This window comes from Geodermatophilus sp. DF01-2, assembly GCF_004571065.1.
Lineage (GTDB): Bacteria > Actinomycetota > Actinomycetes > Mycobacteriales > Geodermatophilaceae > Geodermatophilus.
Genome location: NZ_SPQN01000047.1, coordinates 20,422 through 35,919, shown reverse-complemented (window position 1 = coordinate 35,919; position 15,498 = coordinate 20,422). Strand labels below are relative to the sequence as shown.

General features: G+C 74.3%; 13 protein-coding genes and 1 pseudogene. 8 read left to right on the top strand and 6 right to left on the bottom strand.

The annotated features are described in order from the left end of the window. Nucleotides 1-427: 427 nt before the first annotated feature. Together E4P41_RS13330 and E4P41_RS13320 are read right to left on the bottom strand one after the other, a co-directional pair. The gene (locus E4P41_RS13330) at nucleotides 428-1,051 is read right to left on the bottom strand and encodes an alpha-ketoglutarate-dependent dioxygenase AlkB (protein WP_135141730.1); all 624 of its coding nucleotides are present in this window, start codon (nucleotides 1,049-1,051) and stop codon (nucleotides 428-430) included. A 40-nt stretch (nucleotides 1,052-1,091) separates the two neighbouring features. Next, complete coding sequence (locus tag E4P41_RS13320) at nucleotides 1,092-3,440, bottom strand: DEAD/DEAH box helicase (protein WP_245177322.1); 2,349 nt, start codon at nucleotides 3,438-3,440, stop codon at nucleotides 1,092-1,094. A gap of 81 nt (nucleotides 3,441-3,521) precedes the next feature. On the opposite strand from E4P41_RS13320, the gene E4P41_RS13315 reads away from it, so the two are divergent. The 4 genes and pseudogenes from E4P41_RS13315 to E4P41_RS13300 form a co-directional block, all read left to right on the top strand. Beyond that, complete coding sequence (locus E4P41_RS13315; protein ID WP_135141729.1) at nucleotides 3,522-4,340, top strand: PHP domain-containing protein; 819 nt, start codon at nucleotides 3,522-3,524, stop codon at nucleotides 4,338-4,340. 40 nt (nucleotides 4,341-4,380) lie between these two features. After that, a complete protein-coding gene (gene arcC / locus E4P41_RS13310; protein WP_135141728.1) occupies nucleotides 4,381-5,340 on the top strand; it encodes a carbamate kinase in 960 nt (319 codons plus the stop codon). A 96-nt stretch (nucleotides 5,341-5,436) separates the two neighbouring features. Continuing rightward, entirely contained in the window at nucleotides 5,437-6,552 is a 1,116-nt protein-coding gene (locus E4P41_RS13305) for a ring-opening amidohydrolase (RefSeq protein ID WP_135141727.1), read from the top strand. A 39-nt stretch (nucleotides 6,553-6,591) separates the two neighbouring features. Next, a pseudogene (locus E4P41_RS13300) lies at nucleotides 6,592-6,744 on the top strand (cache domain-containing protein); the annotation flags it as partial. Here E4P41_RS13300 and E4P41_RS23280 read toward each other — a convergent pair. Together E4P41_RS23280 and rpsD are read right to left on the bottom strand one after the other, a co-directional pair. After that, nucleotides 6,728-7,870, bottom strand: a complete 1,143-nt coding sequence (locus E4P41_RS23280; protein WP_245177321.1) for an RNA 2'-phosphotransferase — start codon at nucleotides 7,868-7,870, stop codon at nucleotides 6,728-6,730. The pseudogene E4P41_RS13300 and the gene E4P41_RS23280 sit on opposite strands and share 17 nt — an antisense overlap. 10 nt (nucleotides 7,871-7,880) lie before the next feature. Further along, nucleotides 7,881-8,483, bottom strand: a complete 603-nt coding sequence (gene rpsD, locus E4P41_RS13285) for a 30S ribosomal protein S4 (protein WP_135141725.1) — start codon at nucleotides 8,481-8,483, stop codon at nucleotides 7,881-7,883. A gap of 85 nt (nucleotides 8,484-8,568) precedes the next feature. Here rpsD and E4P41_RS13280 point away from each other — a divergent pair, with 85 nt between their 5' ends. After that, on the top strand, nucleotides 8,569-9,324 hold the full coding sequence (locus tag E4P41_RS13280) for a DUF2470 domain-containing protein (RefSeq protein ID WP_135141724.1): 756 nt from the start codon (nucleotides 8,569-8,571) through the stop codon (nucleotides 9,322-9,324). Between the two features lie 93 nt (nucleotides 9,325-9,417). Here E4P41_RS13280 and E4P41_RS13275 read toward each other — a convergent pair whose 3' ends face one another. Both E4P41_RS13275 and E4P41_RS13270 read right to left on the bottom strand, forming a co-directional pair. Then, nucleotides 9,418-10,815 carry a DUF1116 domain-containing protein gene (locus E4P41_RS13275; protein ID WP_135141723.1) on the bottom strand — a complete coding sequence of 466 codons (1,398 nt, stop codon included), beginning with the start codon at nucleotides 10,813-10,815 and terminating at the stop codon, nucleotides 9,418-9,420. Between the two features lie 135 nt (nucleotides 10,816-10,950). Then, nucleotides 10,951-12,450 carry an FdrA family protein gene (locus E4P41_RS13270; RefSeq protein WP_245177320.1) on the bottom strand — a complete coding sequence of 500 codons (1,500 nt, stop codon included), beginning with the start codon at nucleotides 12,448-12,450 and terminating at the stop codon, nucleotides 10,951-10,953. Nucleotides 12,451-12,625: 175 nt separating this feature from the next. Here E4P41_RS13270 and E4P41_RS13265 point away from each other — a divergent pair, with 175 nt between their 5' ends. The 3 genes from E4P41_RS13265 to E4P41_RS13255 are packed head-to-tail and all read left to right on the top strand — an operon-like array spanning nucleotide 12,626 to nucleotide 15,497. Then, complete coding sequence (locus tag E4P41_RS13265) at nucleotides 12,626-14,098, top strand: solute carrier family 23 protein (protein ID WP_135141722.1); 1,473 nt, start codon at nucleotides 12,626-12,628, stop codon at nucleotides 14,096-14,098. Further along, nucleotides 14,095-14,982 carry an FAD binding domain-containing protein gene (locus E4P41_RS13260; protein ID WP_135141721.1) on the top strand — a complete coding sequence of 296 codons (888 nt, stop codon included), beginning with the start codon at nucleotides 14,095-14,097 and terminating at the stop codon, nucleotides 14,980-14,982. Before E4P41_RS13265 ends, E4P41_RS13260 begins: the two co-directional genes overlap by 4 nt. Then, nucleotides 14,979-15,497, top strand: a complete 519-nt coding sequence (locus tag E4P41_RS13255; protein ID WP_135141720.1) for a (2Fe-2S)-binding protein — start codon at nucleotides 14,979-14,981, stop codon at nucleotides 15,495-15,497. The genes E4P41_RS13260 and E4P41_RS13255 overlap by 4 nt, the downstream gene beginning before the upstream one ends. Nucleotide 15,498 lies beyond the last annotated feature (1 nt).

Here is a 15,498-nt window from a genome sequence, read left to right as displayed (position 1 = left end):
ACCCCTGACCTGAAGAACCGAGAACTAGCACTCTCGACATCCATCAACCCAAAGAAACCCACAAAAAAGGGGTTCGATACTTGGCACTGACTTTCGGCACGCTGTTGAGTTCTCAAGGAGCGGACGCGCTCGTACCCCGGCCTTGTGGGCCTTCGTTCGAGGCGGTGTTCCCACTGTACACCGGGCTCCGCAACTGTCCGGCCGCGGGGGCTGGAGAGGCGGTTGACCAGGCTGGCGGCCCGGTCCGTTCTCGCTCGGTGCGGAAAGAACCATACACGCCCGTGGAGAGATGGTGCACGGGGGTCCGGAGGAGGTCCTCCCTGGTGTCCGCGCGGCCGTTCCCGCAGGTCCGGCCGTTCGGACGGGAGGTGCAACGGCGCTGCGACCAGCGACCTACCGCTCGCCGGTGCGGCCCCGGTCACACCGCTCAGGCGACGCCCCGGGGACGGAACTGGACGCTGACGCGCGGGCCGACCGCCTTGGCCGTCTTCGGGATGCAGTGTTCCCACGTGCGTTGGCACGAGCCCCCCATGACGACCAGGTCGCCGTGCCCGAGCGGGAAGCGCAGGCTCTCCCCGCCGCCGACCGGGCGGAGCATCAGTGGCCGCGGCGACCCGAAGGAGACGATCGCCACCATCGTTTCGCCGCTCCGGCCGCGGCCGAGGCGATCACCGTGCCACGCGACGCTGTCCCTGCCGTCGCGGTACAGGCACATCCCGGCGCTGACGAAGGGCTCGCCGAGCTCCGGCCCGTAGTGGGCGTTCAACGCCGTCCGGGCCTCGGTCAGCAGCGGGTGCGGCAGGGTCTCGTGGCCGCCGTACCACCGCAGCAGCCGGGGGACGGCGACCGCGCGCTCGTACATCTGCCGCCGGTCGGCGCGCCAGCCGATGTCGCCGAGCAGCACCTCGAGGACGGCGTCGGACCCCTGGACCCACCCGGTCAGGCGGTCGACCCATGCACCGCGGCTCAGGTGGTGCCGCGTGACCGCGAGCGACCCCAGCGTGGCCTCCTCGGCCAGGTCCCACATCGACGGCTGATGCGCGAGCGACATGGTCGCGAGGCTACGCCGGATCGAACGCCTGTACGAGTCCTCACGCGGTCAGCGCCAGGGCGAAGGGCAGCACCCGCGAGGCGCCGGCCAGGCGGAGCTCACGGCCGGCGACGGTCATCGTCCACCGGGAATCGGCGAGGTCGTCGACGAGCAGCACCGGTACCGCCCCGAGTTCGGCCAGCCGCTCCCGCAGCTCCGGGCCGACGACGATCCGCTGCCAGACCCCTGCGAGCCGGAAGGCGCTGTTGCCTCCGGGCTGCCCGGTGGGCCCGTCGTGGGCGAGGGAGAGCTCGCCGAGGTAGGGCAACCGCCCGAGCCCGGCCAGCCCCTGCGCGAGGCCGGTGACCAGGCGTGGCCGCCGGCGCGAGGGCACCGCGACCACCGCAGCGGGGCGCTCGGCCCAGTCCCAGGCGGCCAGCACCCGGGCGCACGCTCGCAGCAACTCCTCGTTCGGCGGGACGTCGGAGGGCGCCCGCCGCACCGGATGGAGGACCCCGCTGCCCCCCGCGCCTCGGAGAAGGACCCCGTCCTCCTCACCGTGAAAGGACCCCGTCCTCCCCGCCCTTCGCAAGCTCAGGGCGGTGCCCTGGACGGGGCCGCGGCGAGCCTCTGGACGGGGCCAGCCCTGCAGCGGAGCCGATACAGGGCTCGGGACCTCGAGGTCGACCACCCCGCCGACGCCGTCGTCCCCGAGCAGGGAGCGGAGGCGCTGACCCCAGCCCAGGTCGGTGAGCCGGGCGACGGCCCGGCCCGGGTCGACCTGCTCGGCCGGCGCGATCTTGCCCTTGACCTCGACACCGAGCCGGTCGGCGCCGGTCGGCCACTGGGCGCGCGGCGCGAGCTCGACGCCGGGGCGGTCCAGCGCGGCAGAGGCCGCCTGGGCCGCACCCTCGGGGACGTCGGTCGAGTACCAGGGGCCGGCGCAGACGTCACAGCGGCCGCACGGTGCCGCGGTCGGGTCGTCGAGCGCCTCCTGGAGGAAGGCCATCCGGCACTGCGCCTCGTCGACGGGCTTCGCGTAGGCGATCATCGCCCGCTGCTCGGCCTCCCGGGTGCGGGTGACGCGGGCGTAGCGGTCGGCGTCGTAGACCCACGGCCGGCCGGTGGTGCGCCAGCCACCCTGCACCCGCTCCACCGCGCCGTCGACGGCGAGCACCTTGAGCAGCAGCTCCAACCGGGAGCGGCGGACGTCGGCGACCGTCTCCAGCCGCGCGACCGACCACGCCTTGCCGTCGGCCATCGCGGAGAGCACCGCGGCGGCGTGGTCCTCCCGCGGCATGGACGAGGTGGCGAACCACTGCCAGATCGCGAGGTCCTCGGGGCCGGGGAGCAGCAGCACGTCGGCGTGCTCGACGGCCCGCCCGGCGCGGCCCACCTGCTGGTAGTAGCTGACCGGCGACGACGGCGCCCCCAGGTGGACGACGAAGCCGAGGTCGGGCTTGTCGAAGCCCATGCCGAGCGCGGAGGTGGCGACCAGGGCCTTGACGCGGTTCTCCCGCAGCGCCTCCTCCGCCTCGCGCCGGTCGGCGTCGTCGAGCCGGCCGGTGTAGGCGCGGACCTCGTGGCCGGCGTCCCGCAGCAGCGCGGCGGTCTCCTCGGCTGCGGCGACGGTGAGCGTGTAGACGATGCCGCTGCCCGGCAGGTCGCCGAGGTGGGCGGCCAGCCACGCCAGCCGGGCGCGGTCGGTGGACAGCCGGAGCACGCCCAGGCGCAGCGAGTCGCGGGCGAGGGGGCCGCGCACCGTCGTCACCGAGACGCCGCCGGCGCCGAGCTGCTCCGCGACATCGGCGACGACGCGCTCGTTGGCGGTCGCGGTCGTCGCCAGCACCGGCGTCCCGGCCGGCAGGGTGCCGAGCAGGTCGCGGATGCGGCGGTAGTCGGGGCGGAAGTCGTGCCCCCAGTCGGACACGCAGTGCGCCTCGTCGACGACCAGCAGTCCGCAGCGGGCCACCAGCCCCGGCAGCTGCTCCTCGCGGAAGCGGGGGTTGGTCAGCCGCTCGGGGGAGACCAGGAGGACGTCGACCTCGTCGGCGGCCAACGCTGCGGCGACGTCGTCCCACTCGGTGGCGTTGGCGCTGGAGATCTCGACCGCGCGGATGCCGGCGCGGGAGGCGGCGGCGACCTGGTCGCGCATCAGCGCCAGCAGCGGGCTGACCAGCAACGTCGGCCCGGCACCGCGGCGGCGCAGCAGCGCGGTGGAGACGAAGTAGACCGCTGACTTCCCCCAGCCGGTGCGCTGCACGACCAGCGCCCGCTCGGACCGGTCGACCAGGGCGGACACGGCGGCGTCCTGCCCCTCGCGGAACGCCGCGTCGGGGCGGCCGGTCAGCTCGCGGAGTACCTCGAGGGCCTCCGCGGTCGTCGAGGACGGCGGCGCGGCGGTGGTCATGGCTCCCGACAGTAGGCAGCCGGGGCGACAGGTCCGGTCGCCGCGCGCAGCCTGCGGAGGGAGGAGGAGAATCCACAGGCGATGCGACCGCCGGACAACCACGTGCACACCGGGTGGTCCTGGGACACCCCCGAGTCCTCCACGATGGCGCGCGCCTGCGCGCGCGCCATCGCCCGGGGCCTGCCCGCGATCGCCTTCACCGAGCACCTCGACTTCACCACGTGGTCACCGGACGACCGCGCGACCGCCGACGGGCTGGTCGACCGGCACGCCTCCCGGCACCTGCCGATCGACGTCGAGGGGTACTTCGCCGAGCTCGAGGAGTGCCGCGAGCACTTCCCCGAGCTGCGCATCTGGTCGGGCGTGGAGACCGGCGAGCCGCACCTGTTCGCCGCCAGCATCGCCGCCCACCTGCGCGAGTCCCCCGTCGACCGGGTGCTCGGCTCGCTGCACTCGCTGAGCCAGGACGGCCGGCTCCACGGCGTGGGCCGGTTGCTCTATCCCGACCCGGACACGACGATGCGCCGCTACCTGGCCGAGGTCGTCGACATGGTGGAGAGCAGCGACGTCTTCCAGGTGCTCGCGCACGTCGACTTCCCGCGGCGGTACTGGCCCGGCGGCAGCGACCGGTACGCCGAGAAGGACTACGAGGAGGAGTACCGGGCGGTGTTCCGGGCGCTGGCCGGCACCGGCCGGGCGCTCGAGGTCAACACGACCAGCCCGCTGGCCTCGGTCGACCAGGTGCGCTGGTTCCACGAGGAGGGCGGCGAGGCGGTCAGCTTCGGCAGCGACGCCCACCAGCCGGCCGTCGTCGGCCAGCACTTCGACCTCGCGGTGGACATCGTGGAGGCGGCGGGCTTCCGGCCCGGCCGGGATCCGTTCGACTTCTGGCGTCGCTGAGATACTTCAGCGCTGAGGGATCGCCCGCTAGGGTCGGCGGGTGCCCCCCGCCCGCGTCGTGATCGCCCTCGGGGGCAACGCGATGACCGGCCCCGACGGGTCGGCCACGCCCGGCGCCCAGCGGGAGGCCATCTCGGCGGCGTGCGAGCACATCGCCGCGGTGGTGGCCACCGGCGTCCAGGTCGTGCTGACCCACGGCAACGGGCCCCAGGTGGGCAACCTGCTGGTCAAGAACGAGCTGGCAGCAGCCGAGGTCCCGCCGGTGCCGCTGGACTGGTGCGTCGCCCAGACCCAGGCGACGATCGGCTTCACGCTGGCCGACGAGCTCGACGCCGCACTGGCCGAGCGCGGTCTGCCGCAGCGCACTGCCGCCCTGGTCACCCGCACTCTGGTCGACGCCGGCGACCCGCACTTCCGCGATCCGTCCAAGCCGGTCGGCCGCTTCCTGCCGCGGGAGCAGGCCGAGCGATCCATGGCGCACGGCCAGACCTGGGAGGACCGCGGCGAGCGGGGCTGGCGGCGGGTCGTCGCCTCCCCCGATCCGCGGTCGGTGATCGACGTGCCGGCGGTCGAGGCCCTCCTAGCCGCGGGCTTCGTCGTCGCCTGCGCCGGCGGGGGCGGCATCCCGGTGGTGGACGACGGCGCCGGGAGGGCACTGCGCGGCGTGGAGGCCGTCGTCGACAAGGACCTCACCGCTGCACTGCTGGCCCGGGAGCTGGCCGCCGGGACGCTGGTCATCGCGACCGACGTCCCGCACGTGATGATCGACTTCGGGACGCCGGCCGCGCGCCCGCTGGGCCGGGTGACCGCCGACGAGCTGCGCGAGCACGCCGCCGCCGGCCAGTTCGCCCGGGGCTCGATGGGCCCCAAGGTCGCGGCCGCGCTGCGCTTCGTCGAGTCGTCGAGCCCCGGCCACCCGTCCCGCGCCGTCATCACGTCCCTCGAGCACATCGCCGATGCCGTCACCGGGAACGACGCCGGCACCGTCCTGCAGACCTGAGAAAGGACCCCCTCCTTCCCACCCCCGCACGCTCGGGGCGGTACCCGGGAGGGGCCACGACCCCGAAGAGCCACGACCCCGAAGAGAGGAACCCCCGTGCCCGCACCGATCGAGGTCCGCAAGGTCCCGCTGCACAACGTCAGTGATGCCTCCGAGCTGGCGAAGCTCATCGACGAGGGCGTCATGGCGGCCGACCGGGTCGTCGCCGTGATCGGGAAGACCGAGGGCAACGGCGGGGTCAACGACTACACCCGGATCATCGCCGACCGGGCCTTCCGCGAGGTGCTGCTCGAGAAGGGCACGCGCTCCACGAAGGAGGTCGCCCAGATCCCGATCGTGTGGTCGGGCGGCACGGACGGCGTGATCAGCCCGCACGCGACCGTCTTCGCGACGCTGCCCGAGGACGCGGTGGAGACGACCGACGAGCCGCGGCTGACCGTCGGTTACGCGATGAGCGACGTCCTGCTGCCCGAGGACATCGGCCGCATCGCGATGGTCGAGAAGGTCGCCGAGGGCGTGCGCCGGGCGATGGCGGAGGCGGGGATCACCGACCCGGCCGACGTCCACTACGTGCAGACCAAGACGCCGCTGCTGACCATCGAGACCATCCGCGACGCGAAGTCCCGCGGCGAGGACACCTACTACGACGAGCCGCACGGCTCGATGGACCTGTCCAACGGGACGACGGCCCTGGGGATCGCGGTGGCCCTCGGCGAGATCGAGATGCCGAAGCAGGAGCAGGTCATGCGCGACCTGTCCCTCTACAGCGCCGTCGCCTCCTGCTCCTCGGGCGTGGAGCTGGACCGGGCGCAGATCGTCGTCGTCGGCAACGCCCGCGGGCACGGTGGCAACTACCGCATCGGCCACTCGGTGATGACGGACGCTCTCGACCAGGACGGCATCTGGAACGCCATCCGCGACGCCGGCCTCGACCTGCCCGAGCGACCGCGCCCGTCCGACCTGGGCGACCGGCTGGTCAACGTCTTCCTCAAGTGCGAGGCCGACCCGACCGGCTACGTCCGGGGCCGGCGCAACGCGATGCTCGACGACTCCGACGTCTTCTGGCACCGCCAGATCAAGGCGACGGTCGGTGGCGTGGCCGCCTCGGTGACCGGCGATCCGGCGGTCTTCGTGTCGGTGGCGGCGGTGCACCAGGGCCCGTCCGGTGGCGGCCCGGTGGCGGCGATCATCCGGACCTCCGGCAGCAGGTGACCGTGCGCGACCAGGGAACCTCGGGCGCGCACGTGGTGGAGCGAGGCGACCGTCGCCGGCCGCCCGTGCTTCGCCGCCTACGAGGGCCTGCACTCGACCGACGGCGAGCTGATCGGGATGCTCTACGCCGGGCTGCCGCTCGACGCGCTGCCGGGCCGACCCACCGCCGCCCGGGTCACCGGCCGAGCGTGACCCTGAGGAACACGAAACCGCGGTCGACGAGGTCGAGGAAGGCGGCCGGGTCGTCGTCGGGCTGCCAGGCGGTGAAGGCCGCCCCGAGGACGGCGGTCGCCGCCTGTGCCGCGAGCCCGGCGACGAACGGGTCGTCGGGCCACTGCCGGCGGGCCCACGCGTCGAGGGCGACCGCGACGTGCCCGTGGGCGCTCCGCGCGTAGGCGGCCAGCTCCGGGTCCTCGGCCGGCCGCCGGCGGACGGCGAGGGTCCCGGTGTGGGGGGTGAGGTACTGCCGGCAGACCGCGCCGAGCGCGGCCCAGGGGTCGGGCATCCCGTCGGCCGCGGCGAGCAGGCCGACCAGCCGGCCGGCGTCCTCGGGGTCGGGGTCGAAGAGCGCGGCGGCCTTGGTCGGGAAGTGGTTGTAGAACGTCCGACGGCTGACGCCGGCGGCCGCGGCGACGTGGTCCACGGTGACCGCCGCGAAGCCACGCCGGCACGTCAGCGGCATCCAGCTGCCGGTGGACCTGGGCACGCTCGCCCGCTGAGCCCGGCCGCCGCCCCAGGCAACGCCGGCACTCCCCGGAGCGGCGGGACGGGTCAGTCCGCGACGGCGAGGAAGGCCGGCGGGACGGCGTCGACGAGCCACACCCCGTTCGCCGAACGGGTGAAGACCGCACCGGTCCGCACCATCCCTGCGGCGTCGACCCGGAGGACGATGGCTTTCCCGCCCGCCCGCCCGGCCGTGGCGGGCGCCCACCCGGCGGGCCGTCGCGGCGTCCGTGCTCAGGTGAACCGCGTGCCGGCGTCCGGACCGCAGCCCCTCGGCCTCGATCGCCGGCAGGTTCCGCTCCGCCGTGCCGTGGAAGAGCACCGGCGGCGGGTCCTGCGCGGCGTAGCCGAGGTCGACGGCGACGCTGTGCCCCTGGCTGGCCCGGATCCGCGTTCCGCCGTCGTCGAAGGCGAACCGGCGCTTGTCATCGGCGACGACGACGTGGTCGAGCTCGGCGCGCGTCCAGCCGAAGGCGGCCAGGAGCGCGCCGACGTCGGCCCAGCCGGCGGCGTCCAGGGTCAGCCCGGCGCTGCCGGGGGCGTGGCGCAGCACGTACGACAGCCGCTTGCTGCGCCGGACGTCGCGAGGGTCCACGCCCCCAGGATCAGCGGGAGTAGTGCTCGACGACGAGCTGCTCCTCGCAGACCACCGGCACCTCGCCGCGGTCGGGCGTCCGGTCGTAGCGCACGAGCAGGTCGGCCAGCCGCACCTCGAGGTAGGCGGGCGGGGTGGCGTGCGCGCCGGATGCGGCGACGAGGAACGGCTCCTTGGTGCGCGACTTCTCGACGATCTGCACGAAGTCACCGGGCTTCAGCCGGTAGGAGGGCCGGTCCACCCGCTTCCCGTTGACCAGCACGTGCTGGTGGGTGACGAACTGGCGGGCCTGGTAGATCGTGCGGGCGAAGCCGGCCCGCAGCACCGTGGCGTCGAGCCGGGACTCGAGGTCCTGGATCAGCGCCTCGCCGGTCTTGCCGCCCGAGCGCCGGGCCCGGTCGAAGGCGGCGCGCAGCTGGGTCTCGCTGATGTCGTACTGCGCCCGCAGCCGCTGCTTCTCGCGCAGCCGCGTGGAGTAGTCGCTGTCCTTGCGACGCTTGCGGCCGTGCTCGCCGGGCGGGTAGGGACGGCGCTCGAAGTACTGCACGGACTTCGGCGTCAGCGGGATGCCGAGCGCGCGGCTGAGCCGCACCTTGGGACGCGGGGTGTTCACGGAACCTCCTGGTTTGGTTAGGCTCACCTTAGTGAGTCCCTTAGTGAGTCCCGCTACCCCCGACGCCGACCCCCGAGGAGGGCTCGTGCCCGGTCGCCCCCCACTCCCGCCCCCGCCCCCGCCCACCGACCGCGCCGCCGAGGCCGCCGAGCGCGCCCGCACGGTCGCCACCCGGCCGGCCGCCTCGGTGCACACCCTCGGTCTGGGCACCAGCCGGCTCCTGGCCGCGGCCACGCTAGACGACGGCCGCGTGCTGGTCGTCGTCCCCCGCGACGGCGGCCTGGCGACAGCGGTCCGCGAGGCCCCGGAGGGCGACCTGCCGGCGCGGGTGACGGTGACCTCCCGGTCGACGCGGCCGCTGCGCAACCCGCTCCGGGCCCGGCTGGAGCTCGCCGGCTGGCTGACCCCCGTGCCCGCGGACGAGGAACCCGAGCTCGTGCTGGCCTTCGCCACCGTCCGGCCGGACGACGTCCTGCTCGACGTCGGGCTCACCGCGACGCTGCTGCGCCTGGACGTCGCCGAGGTGCTGCTGCACGCGGGGGGCGACTGCATCGAGATCGCGCCGGAGGAGTACGCCGCCGCCCGGCCGGATCCGCTCGGCGCCGTCGAGGACGACCTCCTCGCCGAGCACGCCCGTCCGCTGGCCGAGCTGCGCGGCCGCGTGCAGACACGGGCCGGGAACGACCCGGTGCACCTGCTCGGTGTCGACCGGTTCGGCGTGCTGTTCCGCGTCGAGCCCCGTACCGGCTGCTATGACTTGCGGACGCCGTTCCCCGCCCCGCTCACCGCGCCCGGCGAGCTCCCGGCCGCCGTCCGGGCGCTGCTGGCCTGTACCGGCTGACCCTCAGCGGCCGGCGCGCGTCCCGCATCGAGTGCTACGAACTCGTGGTGATCAGCGACGGATGGCCACGAGTCCGCAGCGCTCGACGAAGGGTCAGGCGGTTCGCGCCTCGGCGGCGAGCGCGGCCAGCGCCTGCTCGAAGCACTCCCGCGGCGGCTGCACCAGGCCGGCGCCGACCTGCCCGGTCCCGGCGACCCGCCCGGCCATGCCGGTGTTGATCTGCGGCAGCCAGCCGGTGCGCGCCACGGCGAGGACGTCGATGCCGGTCGGTGAGCCGCGGAAGCCGAGGATCGGCACCTGCATGGCCGGGTTCTCGGCCAGCGTCAGCTGGTACATCCGCTCGGTGGTGGCCAGCGCGTCGGGCACCGTGCCGCCGACGAAGCGGACGATCGCCGGCGCCGCGGCCATGGTGAAGCCGCCGACGCCGTAGGTCTCCATGATCGCGGAGTCGCCGATGTCGGGGTTGGCGTCGTCCGGACCGTAGTCGCCGAGGAACAGGCCCACCGGGGTGTCGGCCGGGCCGGTGAACCAGCGGTCGCCGGTGCCGGCGGTCCGGATGCCGAACTCGGTCCCGTTGCGGGACATCACGGTGACCATCGTCGAGCCGGGCACGTCCCGCGCGGCGTCCATGGCGAGCTTCGCCGTCGGCATGCCGAGGTTGAGGAAGAAGTGCTCGTTGCCGCCGATGAAGCGCAGCGCCGCCGCGATGTCGGACGACGGCGCGTCCACCTCCACGACCGCCGGTGACAGCTCGCGCAGGGTCATCAGCGAGCCGGCGCGGTTGCGGTTGTGCCCCTCGTCGCCCATCTGCAGCATCTGCGCGAGCACGCCCTTGACGTCGAGCGGGTCGGCCATCGCGCGCACGGCCGCCGCCAGCACCGGGCCGAGGACGTCCCGCATCCAGCGCAGCCGGTCGAGCACCTCGTCGCTGTAGGCGCCGTAGCGGAGCACCTTGCCGAGGCCCTCGTTGAGGTTGCAGAACGCCTGCCCGCCCGAGACCGGGTCCTCCAGGCACCACATCCACATGGACGGCGACGTGACGCCGGCCATCGGGCCGACGGCGCGGTGATGATGGCAGGGGTCGAGGGCGATGCCCCCGGACGCGAGCAGCCCCTCGGCCTCCGCCACGGTCGTCGCCCAGCCCTCGAACAAGCAGGCGCCGATCAGCGCGCCGCGCATCGGGCCCGACGCCATCTCCCAGGTCAGCGGAGGACCCGAGTGCAGCAGCGTGCGGTCGGGGAGGCCGAGCACCTCGCGCGCCGGCCGGACGTCGACCAGCCGCGATCCCGCGGCCATCACCCGCTCGACGGCGGTGCGGTTGGCTGCGGCCCGGCGCCGGTCGAGCGCGAGCGCGGCGAGGTCGGCGGGGTCGCCGAAGCCGGGTGGGCGCCAGTCGACGTCGTGGACGTCCGCGCCCTGGGCGCGCAGCGCGGCGGAGAAGACGTCGACGCCCGCGGCAACCACGGTCGGCGGGCCGGAGAGGAGGCTCACGCGACCTCCTCCATGGCGCTCGTCGGCCGCGTGGCCTGGGCTGCTCTGTCCATCGACGAGCTCGCCAGCTCCCTCATGCCACCGCTCCCAGCAGGTCGAGGGCGTGCCGCGCGGCGGCGGCGTTGGAGGAAGACGTCATCGCGCGGCTCCCAGCAGGTCGAGCGCGTGCCGTGTGGCGGCGGCGTTGGAGGCGAAGACGGCGGCGCCGGCCGCGGCCAGGGCGTCGGCCTGCCGGCTCCAGCCCTGCGGGTCGGCCTCGGTGCCGATGAGCGCGACGACGGCGGGGAGACCGGCCGCCTGCAGCGCGGGGGCGAGGGTGGCGGCCGGGTCGGGGCCGGCGCCGTGGCCGAGGACGACGTCCATCAGCACCACCGCGGGCTCACCGGACGCCGCCACCCGGGCCAGCGCCTCGAGCCGCAGCGTCGGGTCGATCATCGGGTGCGCCCGGCCGACGGTCAGCGCGTCGTCCCCGAAGTCGATGACGACGTGGCCCGAGGCGGACAGGTCTGGGGCGGATGGGTCGACGACGGAGCCGAGCTCGGGTCTCAGCGGGGTGTTGGAGCGGACGTCACCGAGCACGGGGGCGGCCAGCAGCATCGCCTCGTCGGCGAGGGTCCCGCCGGCGTAGAGGCCCTTGAGGACGGCGCCCTGCGCGGCGGGGCGGGTCGTGCTCCGGGACGGCCACGACGGCACCGCGACGCCCATGTCGGCGAGCAGCGCCTCGACCGCGGCGGTGAGGTCGGGGCTTCCCGGGGAGAGCGCGGCCGAGCGGACCGGGACGGAGAGGCCCTCGGACGCGGCGCGCACCTCCTCGGCCACGGACGGCGCGGGCGGCTTGGAGACCAGCAGCACCCTCTCGGTGGCCGGGTCGGCGTCCAGGGCAGCGAGCGCGTCGAGCGTGCCCAGCCCGCCCACGGCCTCGGACAGGTCGCGGCCGCCCACGCCGAGCACGTGCGAGACCCCGACGCCGGCCGTGTCGAGCAGGCAGGAGACCTGCTGCGCGCCGGTGCCGGACGCGGCGACCAGGCCGACCGGGCCGCGGCGAACCACGTTGGCGAAGCCGAGGGCGAGGCCGGAGACGATCGCCGTCCCGCAGTCGGGGCCCATGACCAGCACCCCGGCGTCGTGCGCGGCGCGCTTGAGCGCGACCTCGTGCTCGACCGGGACGCCGTCGGAGAAGACCAGCACGCTGCGGCCGGCGGCGATCGCGTCGGCGGCCTCGGCGACCGCGTACCGACCGGGCACGCTGACGATCGCCAGCGCGGGGCCGTCGGTGGGCAGCGCGTCGAGCCCGGCGCCGACCGTCCGCAGCGGAACAGCCTGGGCGGGGCCGGCCGCGCGCTCGCGGGCGGCCAGCGCGGCGTCGACGGCGGCGACCGCGGCGGCCAGGGCGTCGTCGTCCACGGCGGCGATCGCGACCAGCAACCGGTCCGGCGAGGTGCCGTCCCCGGGGGACAGGCCCATGCCGGCGGCCAGCTCGAGGTTGAGCGGCGTGGCCATCGCGACCAGGACCGCGGTGACCCCGTCGCGGGCGCCGACGTCCCGGCTGACCTGCATCAACCGCACCGAGTCGGCGTAGACGCCGCTGCGCAGGGAGACGTGCCGCAAGCCGGTCGGAGGAGGGGACGCGCTCACGTGGCCGACCGTACCCGCGAGCTCTCTCAGCGGTAAGGCATCGGCGCGACGACGATTTAGCGCTGAGGTACTTCCGCGCCGTCCATGGTGCGTGTCACATTGGCGCCCCCTGGTGCCGGCAACGTCCGTTCCGCGGTGCCGGCCAAGGTCCCAGGAGCGGGTCGAGGAGGCACCCATGGCGTTCGGCTGGAAGCTCTACGGGGACGGCAAGACCCCGCCGCTGGGCGAGGCCGTCGCCCCCGACGAACGGTTGTCGTGGCCGCGCACCATCGGCATCGGCGCGCAGCACGTGGTGGCGATGTTCGGCGCCACGTTCGTCTTCCCGCTGATCATGGGGCTCGACGCCAACCTGGCGATCATGATGAGCGGGGTCGCGACGATCATCTTCCTGCTCATCGTCCAGGGGAAGGTACCCAGCTATCTGGGCACGAGTGCGGCCTTCGTGGGCTCGGTCGTGGCCATCCGCGCGGCAGGTGGGGACTCGAGCGCCGTCGTCGGGGCCATCCTGGTCGCCGGTGTGGTGCTCGCGCTGGTCGGCCTGCTCGTCCACTTCATCGGTGTCCGGGCCTTGAACAAGGTGCTCCCGCCCGCGGTCACCGGCGCGGTGGTCATGCTGATCGGCTTCAACCTCGCACCGGTGGTCGCGGGCGTCTACTGGCCGCAGGACCAGTGGGTCGCCCTGGCCACCATGTCGTTCGTCATCGTGGCCTCGCTGCTGCTGCGCGGCTTCTGGGCTCGCATCTCGATCCTGCTGGGCCTGGTGTTCGGATACCTGCTGTCGATCCTGCTCGACGCCACGGCCGGGCCGATCACCTCGCCGGACGGCACCGGCGAGATCGTGACCCGCGACCGGCTCGACTTCGCCGCCGTCGCCGAGGCCGACTGGATCGGGCTCCCGAACTTCACCGCCCCCACCTTCTCGATCAACTTCGCCCTGCTCGCGCTGCCCGCCGTGATCGCCCTGGTCGCCGAGAACGCCGGGCACGTCAAGGCGGTCGCCGAGATGACCAAGCGCGACCTCGACCCGGTCATGGGCCGGGCGGTGTTCGCCGACGGCGTCGGCACCGTGATCGCCACCTCGGTCGGCGGCTCCCCGACGACGACCTACGCCGAGAACATCGGCGTCATGGCCGCGACCCGCGTCTACTCGACCGCGGCCTACTACGTCGCGGCGATCGTGGCGATCCTGCTCGGGCTGTGCCCGAAGTTCGGCGCGCTGATCAACATCATCCCGGGCGGCGTGCTCGGTGGGATCACCGTCGTGCTCTACGGGATGATCGGCCTGCTCGGGGCCAAGATCTGGAAGGAGAACCGGGTCGACTTCGCCAATCCGATCAACCTCGTTCCGCTGGCCGCAGGCATCATCATCGCCATCGGCAACGTCACGATGGTCTTCAGCGACACGTTCGTGCTGGGCGGCATCGCGCTCGGCTCGATCGTCGTCGTCGTCGGCTGGCACGTGGCCCACGCGGTCGCACCGGCGGAGATGAAGAACGCCCTGCTGACCGAGGGGGGCTACGGACGGGAGCGGGGCGAGGGCGCGGCCCTGGGCGACGACCCCAGCTTCGACCCGTCGTCCGTCGACCGCACCACCGGCCAGGAGGCGCGGCTCGCCGCCGAAGGCCACGAAGGAAACCGCGACAGGTGAAACCCGCTCCCTTCCGCTACGCCGACCCGGGTTCCCTGGAGGAGGCCCTCGAGGTCCTCTCCGCCGAGGAGGGTGCCAAGGTGCTCGCCGGCGGCCAGTCGCTGCTCCCGCTGCTCTCCATGCGGCTCGCGGCGCCGGCCACGCTGGTGGACATCAACCGGGTCCCCGGCCTCGACACGGTCGAGGCCACCGGGGACGGCGTGCGGGTGGGGGCGCTGGTCCGGCACAATTCCCTGCTCGGGGGCCACCCCCAGGCCATGGCCGCCGCCCGGGTGCAGCCGCTGCTGGCCCGGGCGACGGCGAACGTGGCCCACCCCGCCATCCGCAACCGCGGGACGACGGTCGGCTCGATCGCGCACGCGGATCCCTCCGGGGAGATGACCTCCGTGCTCGCCCTGACCGATGGCTCGGTCACCGTCGCGACACCGTCCGGCATGGAGACCGTGGGGTGGCGTGACCTCTTCGTCGGGCCGCTCGAGACCTCGCTGTCCGGGCCGGCCGTCGTCACCTCCGCCTTCTTCCCCGCGCTGCCCGACCGCTCCGGGGCCGCCTTCGCCGAGGTCGCCCGGCGCAAGGGCGACTACGCGGTCTGCGGTGCGGGCGTCGTCGTCACGCTCGACGAGGACCGCCGCGTCACCGCCGTCCGCGCCTCCTACGTCTCGGTGGGCCTGACCCCCGAGGCGCACGACCTCACCGACGCCGTCGGCGGCCGGTCCGTGGAGAAGGCGGACTGGGCCGCCGCCGGTGCGCTGGCCCGGACCCTGGTCGACCCGGACGGCGACCTGCACGCCAGCGCCGACTACCGCCGGCTGCTGGTCGGCGTCCTGACCGAACGCACCCTGGCCTCTGCAGCTGTGGAAGCCGCCGAGAGGACCCCCGCATGACCGTCTCCGTCGACACCGAGCGGACGATCCGGCTGACCGTCAACGGTGTTCCACGTGAAGCCACGGTCCCGGTGCGGCGGCTGCTGTCGGACGCGCTGCGCCACGACCTCGGCCTGACCGGCACCCACGTCGGCTGCGAGCACGGCGTCTGCGGCGCCTGCACGGTGCTGGTCGACGGCGCCCCGGTGCGCTCCTGCCTGCTGCTCGCCGTCCAGGTGGACGGAGCCGAGGTGAGGACCGTGGAGGGCCTGGCCCGCGACGACGGACGGGGCGGCCAGGTGCTGCACCCGGTCCAGGAGGCGTTCCGCGAGTGCCACGCCCTCCAGTGCGGCTTCTGCACCCCGGGTTTCCTGGTGACCATCGCCGCCGGGCTGGAGGGCCGCGAGGCCTCGGCGGAGCTGACCGATGAGGAGATCGACGAGATGGTCGGCGGCAACCTCTGCCGGTGCACCGGCTACGCCAGCATCGAGAAGGCGGTCCGACACGCGGCTGCGACCATGCGGGACGTCCAGTGAC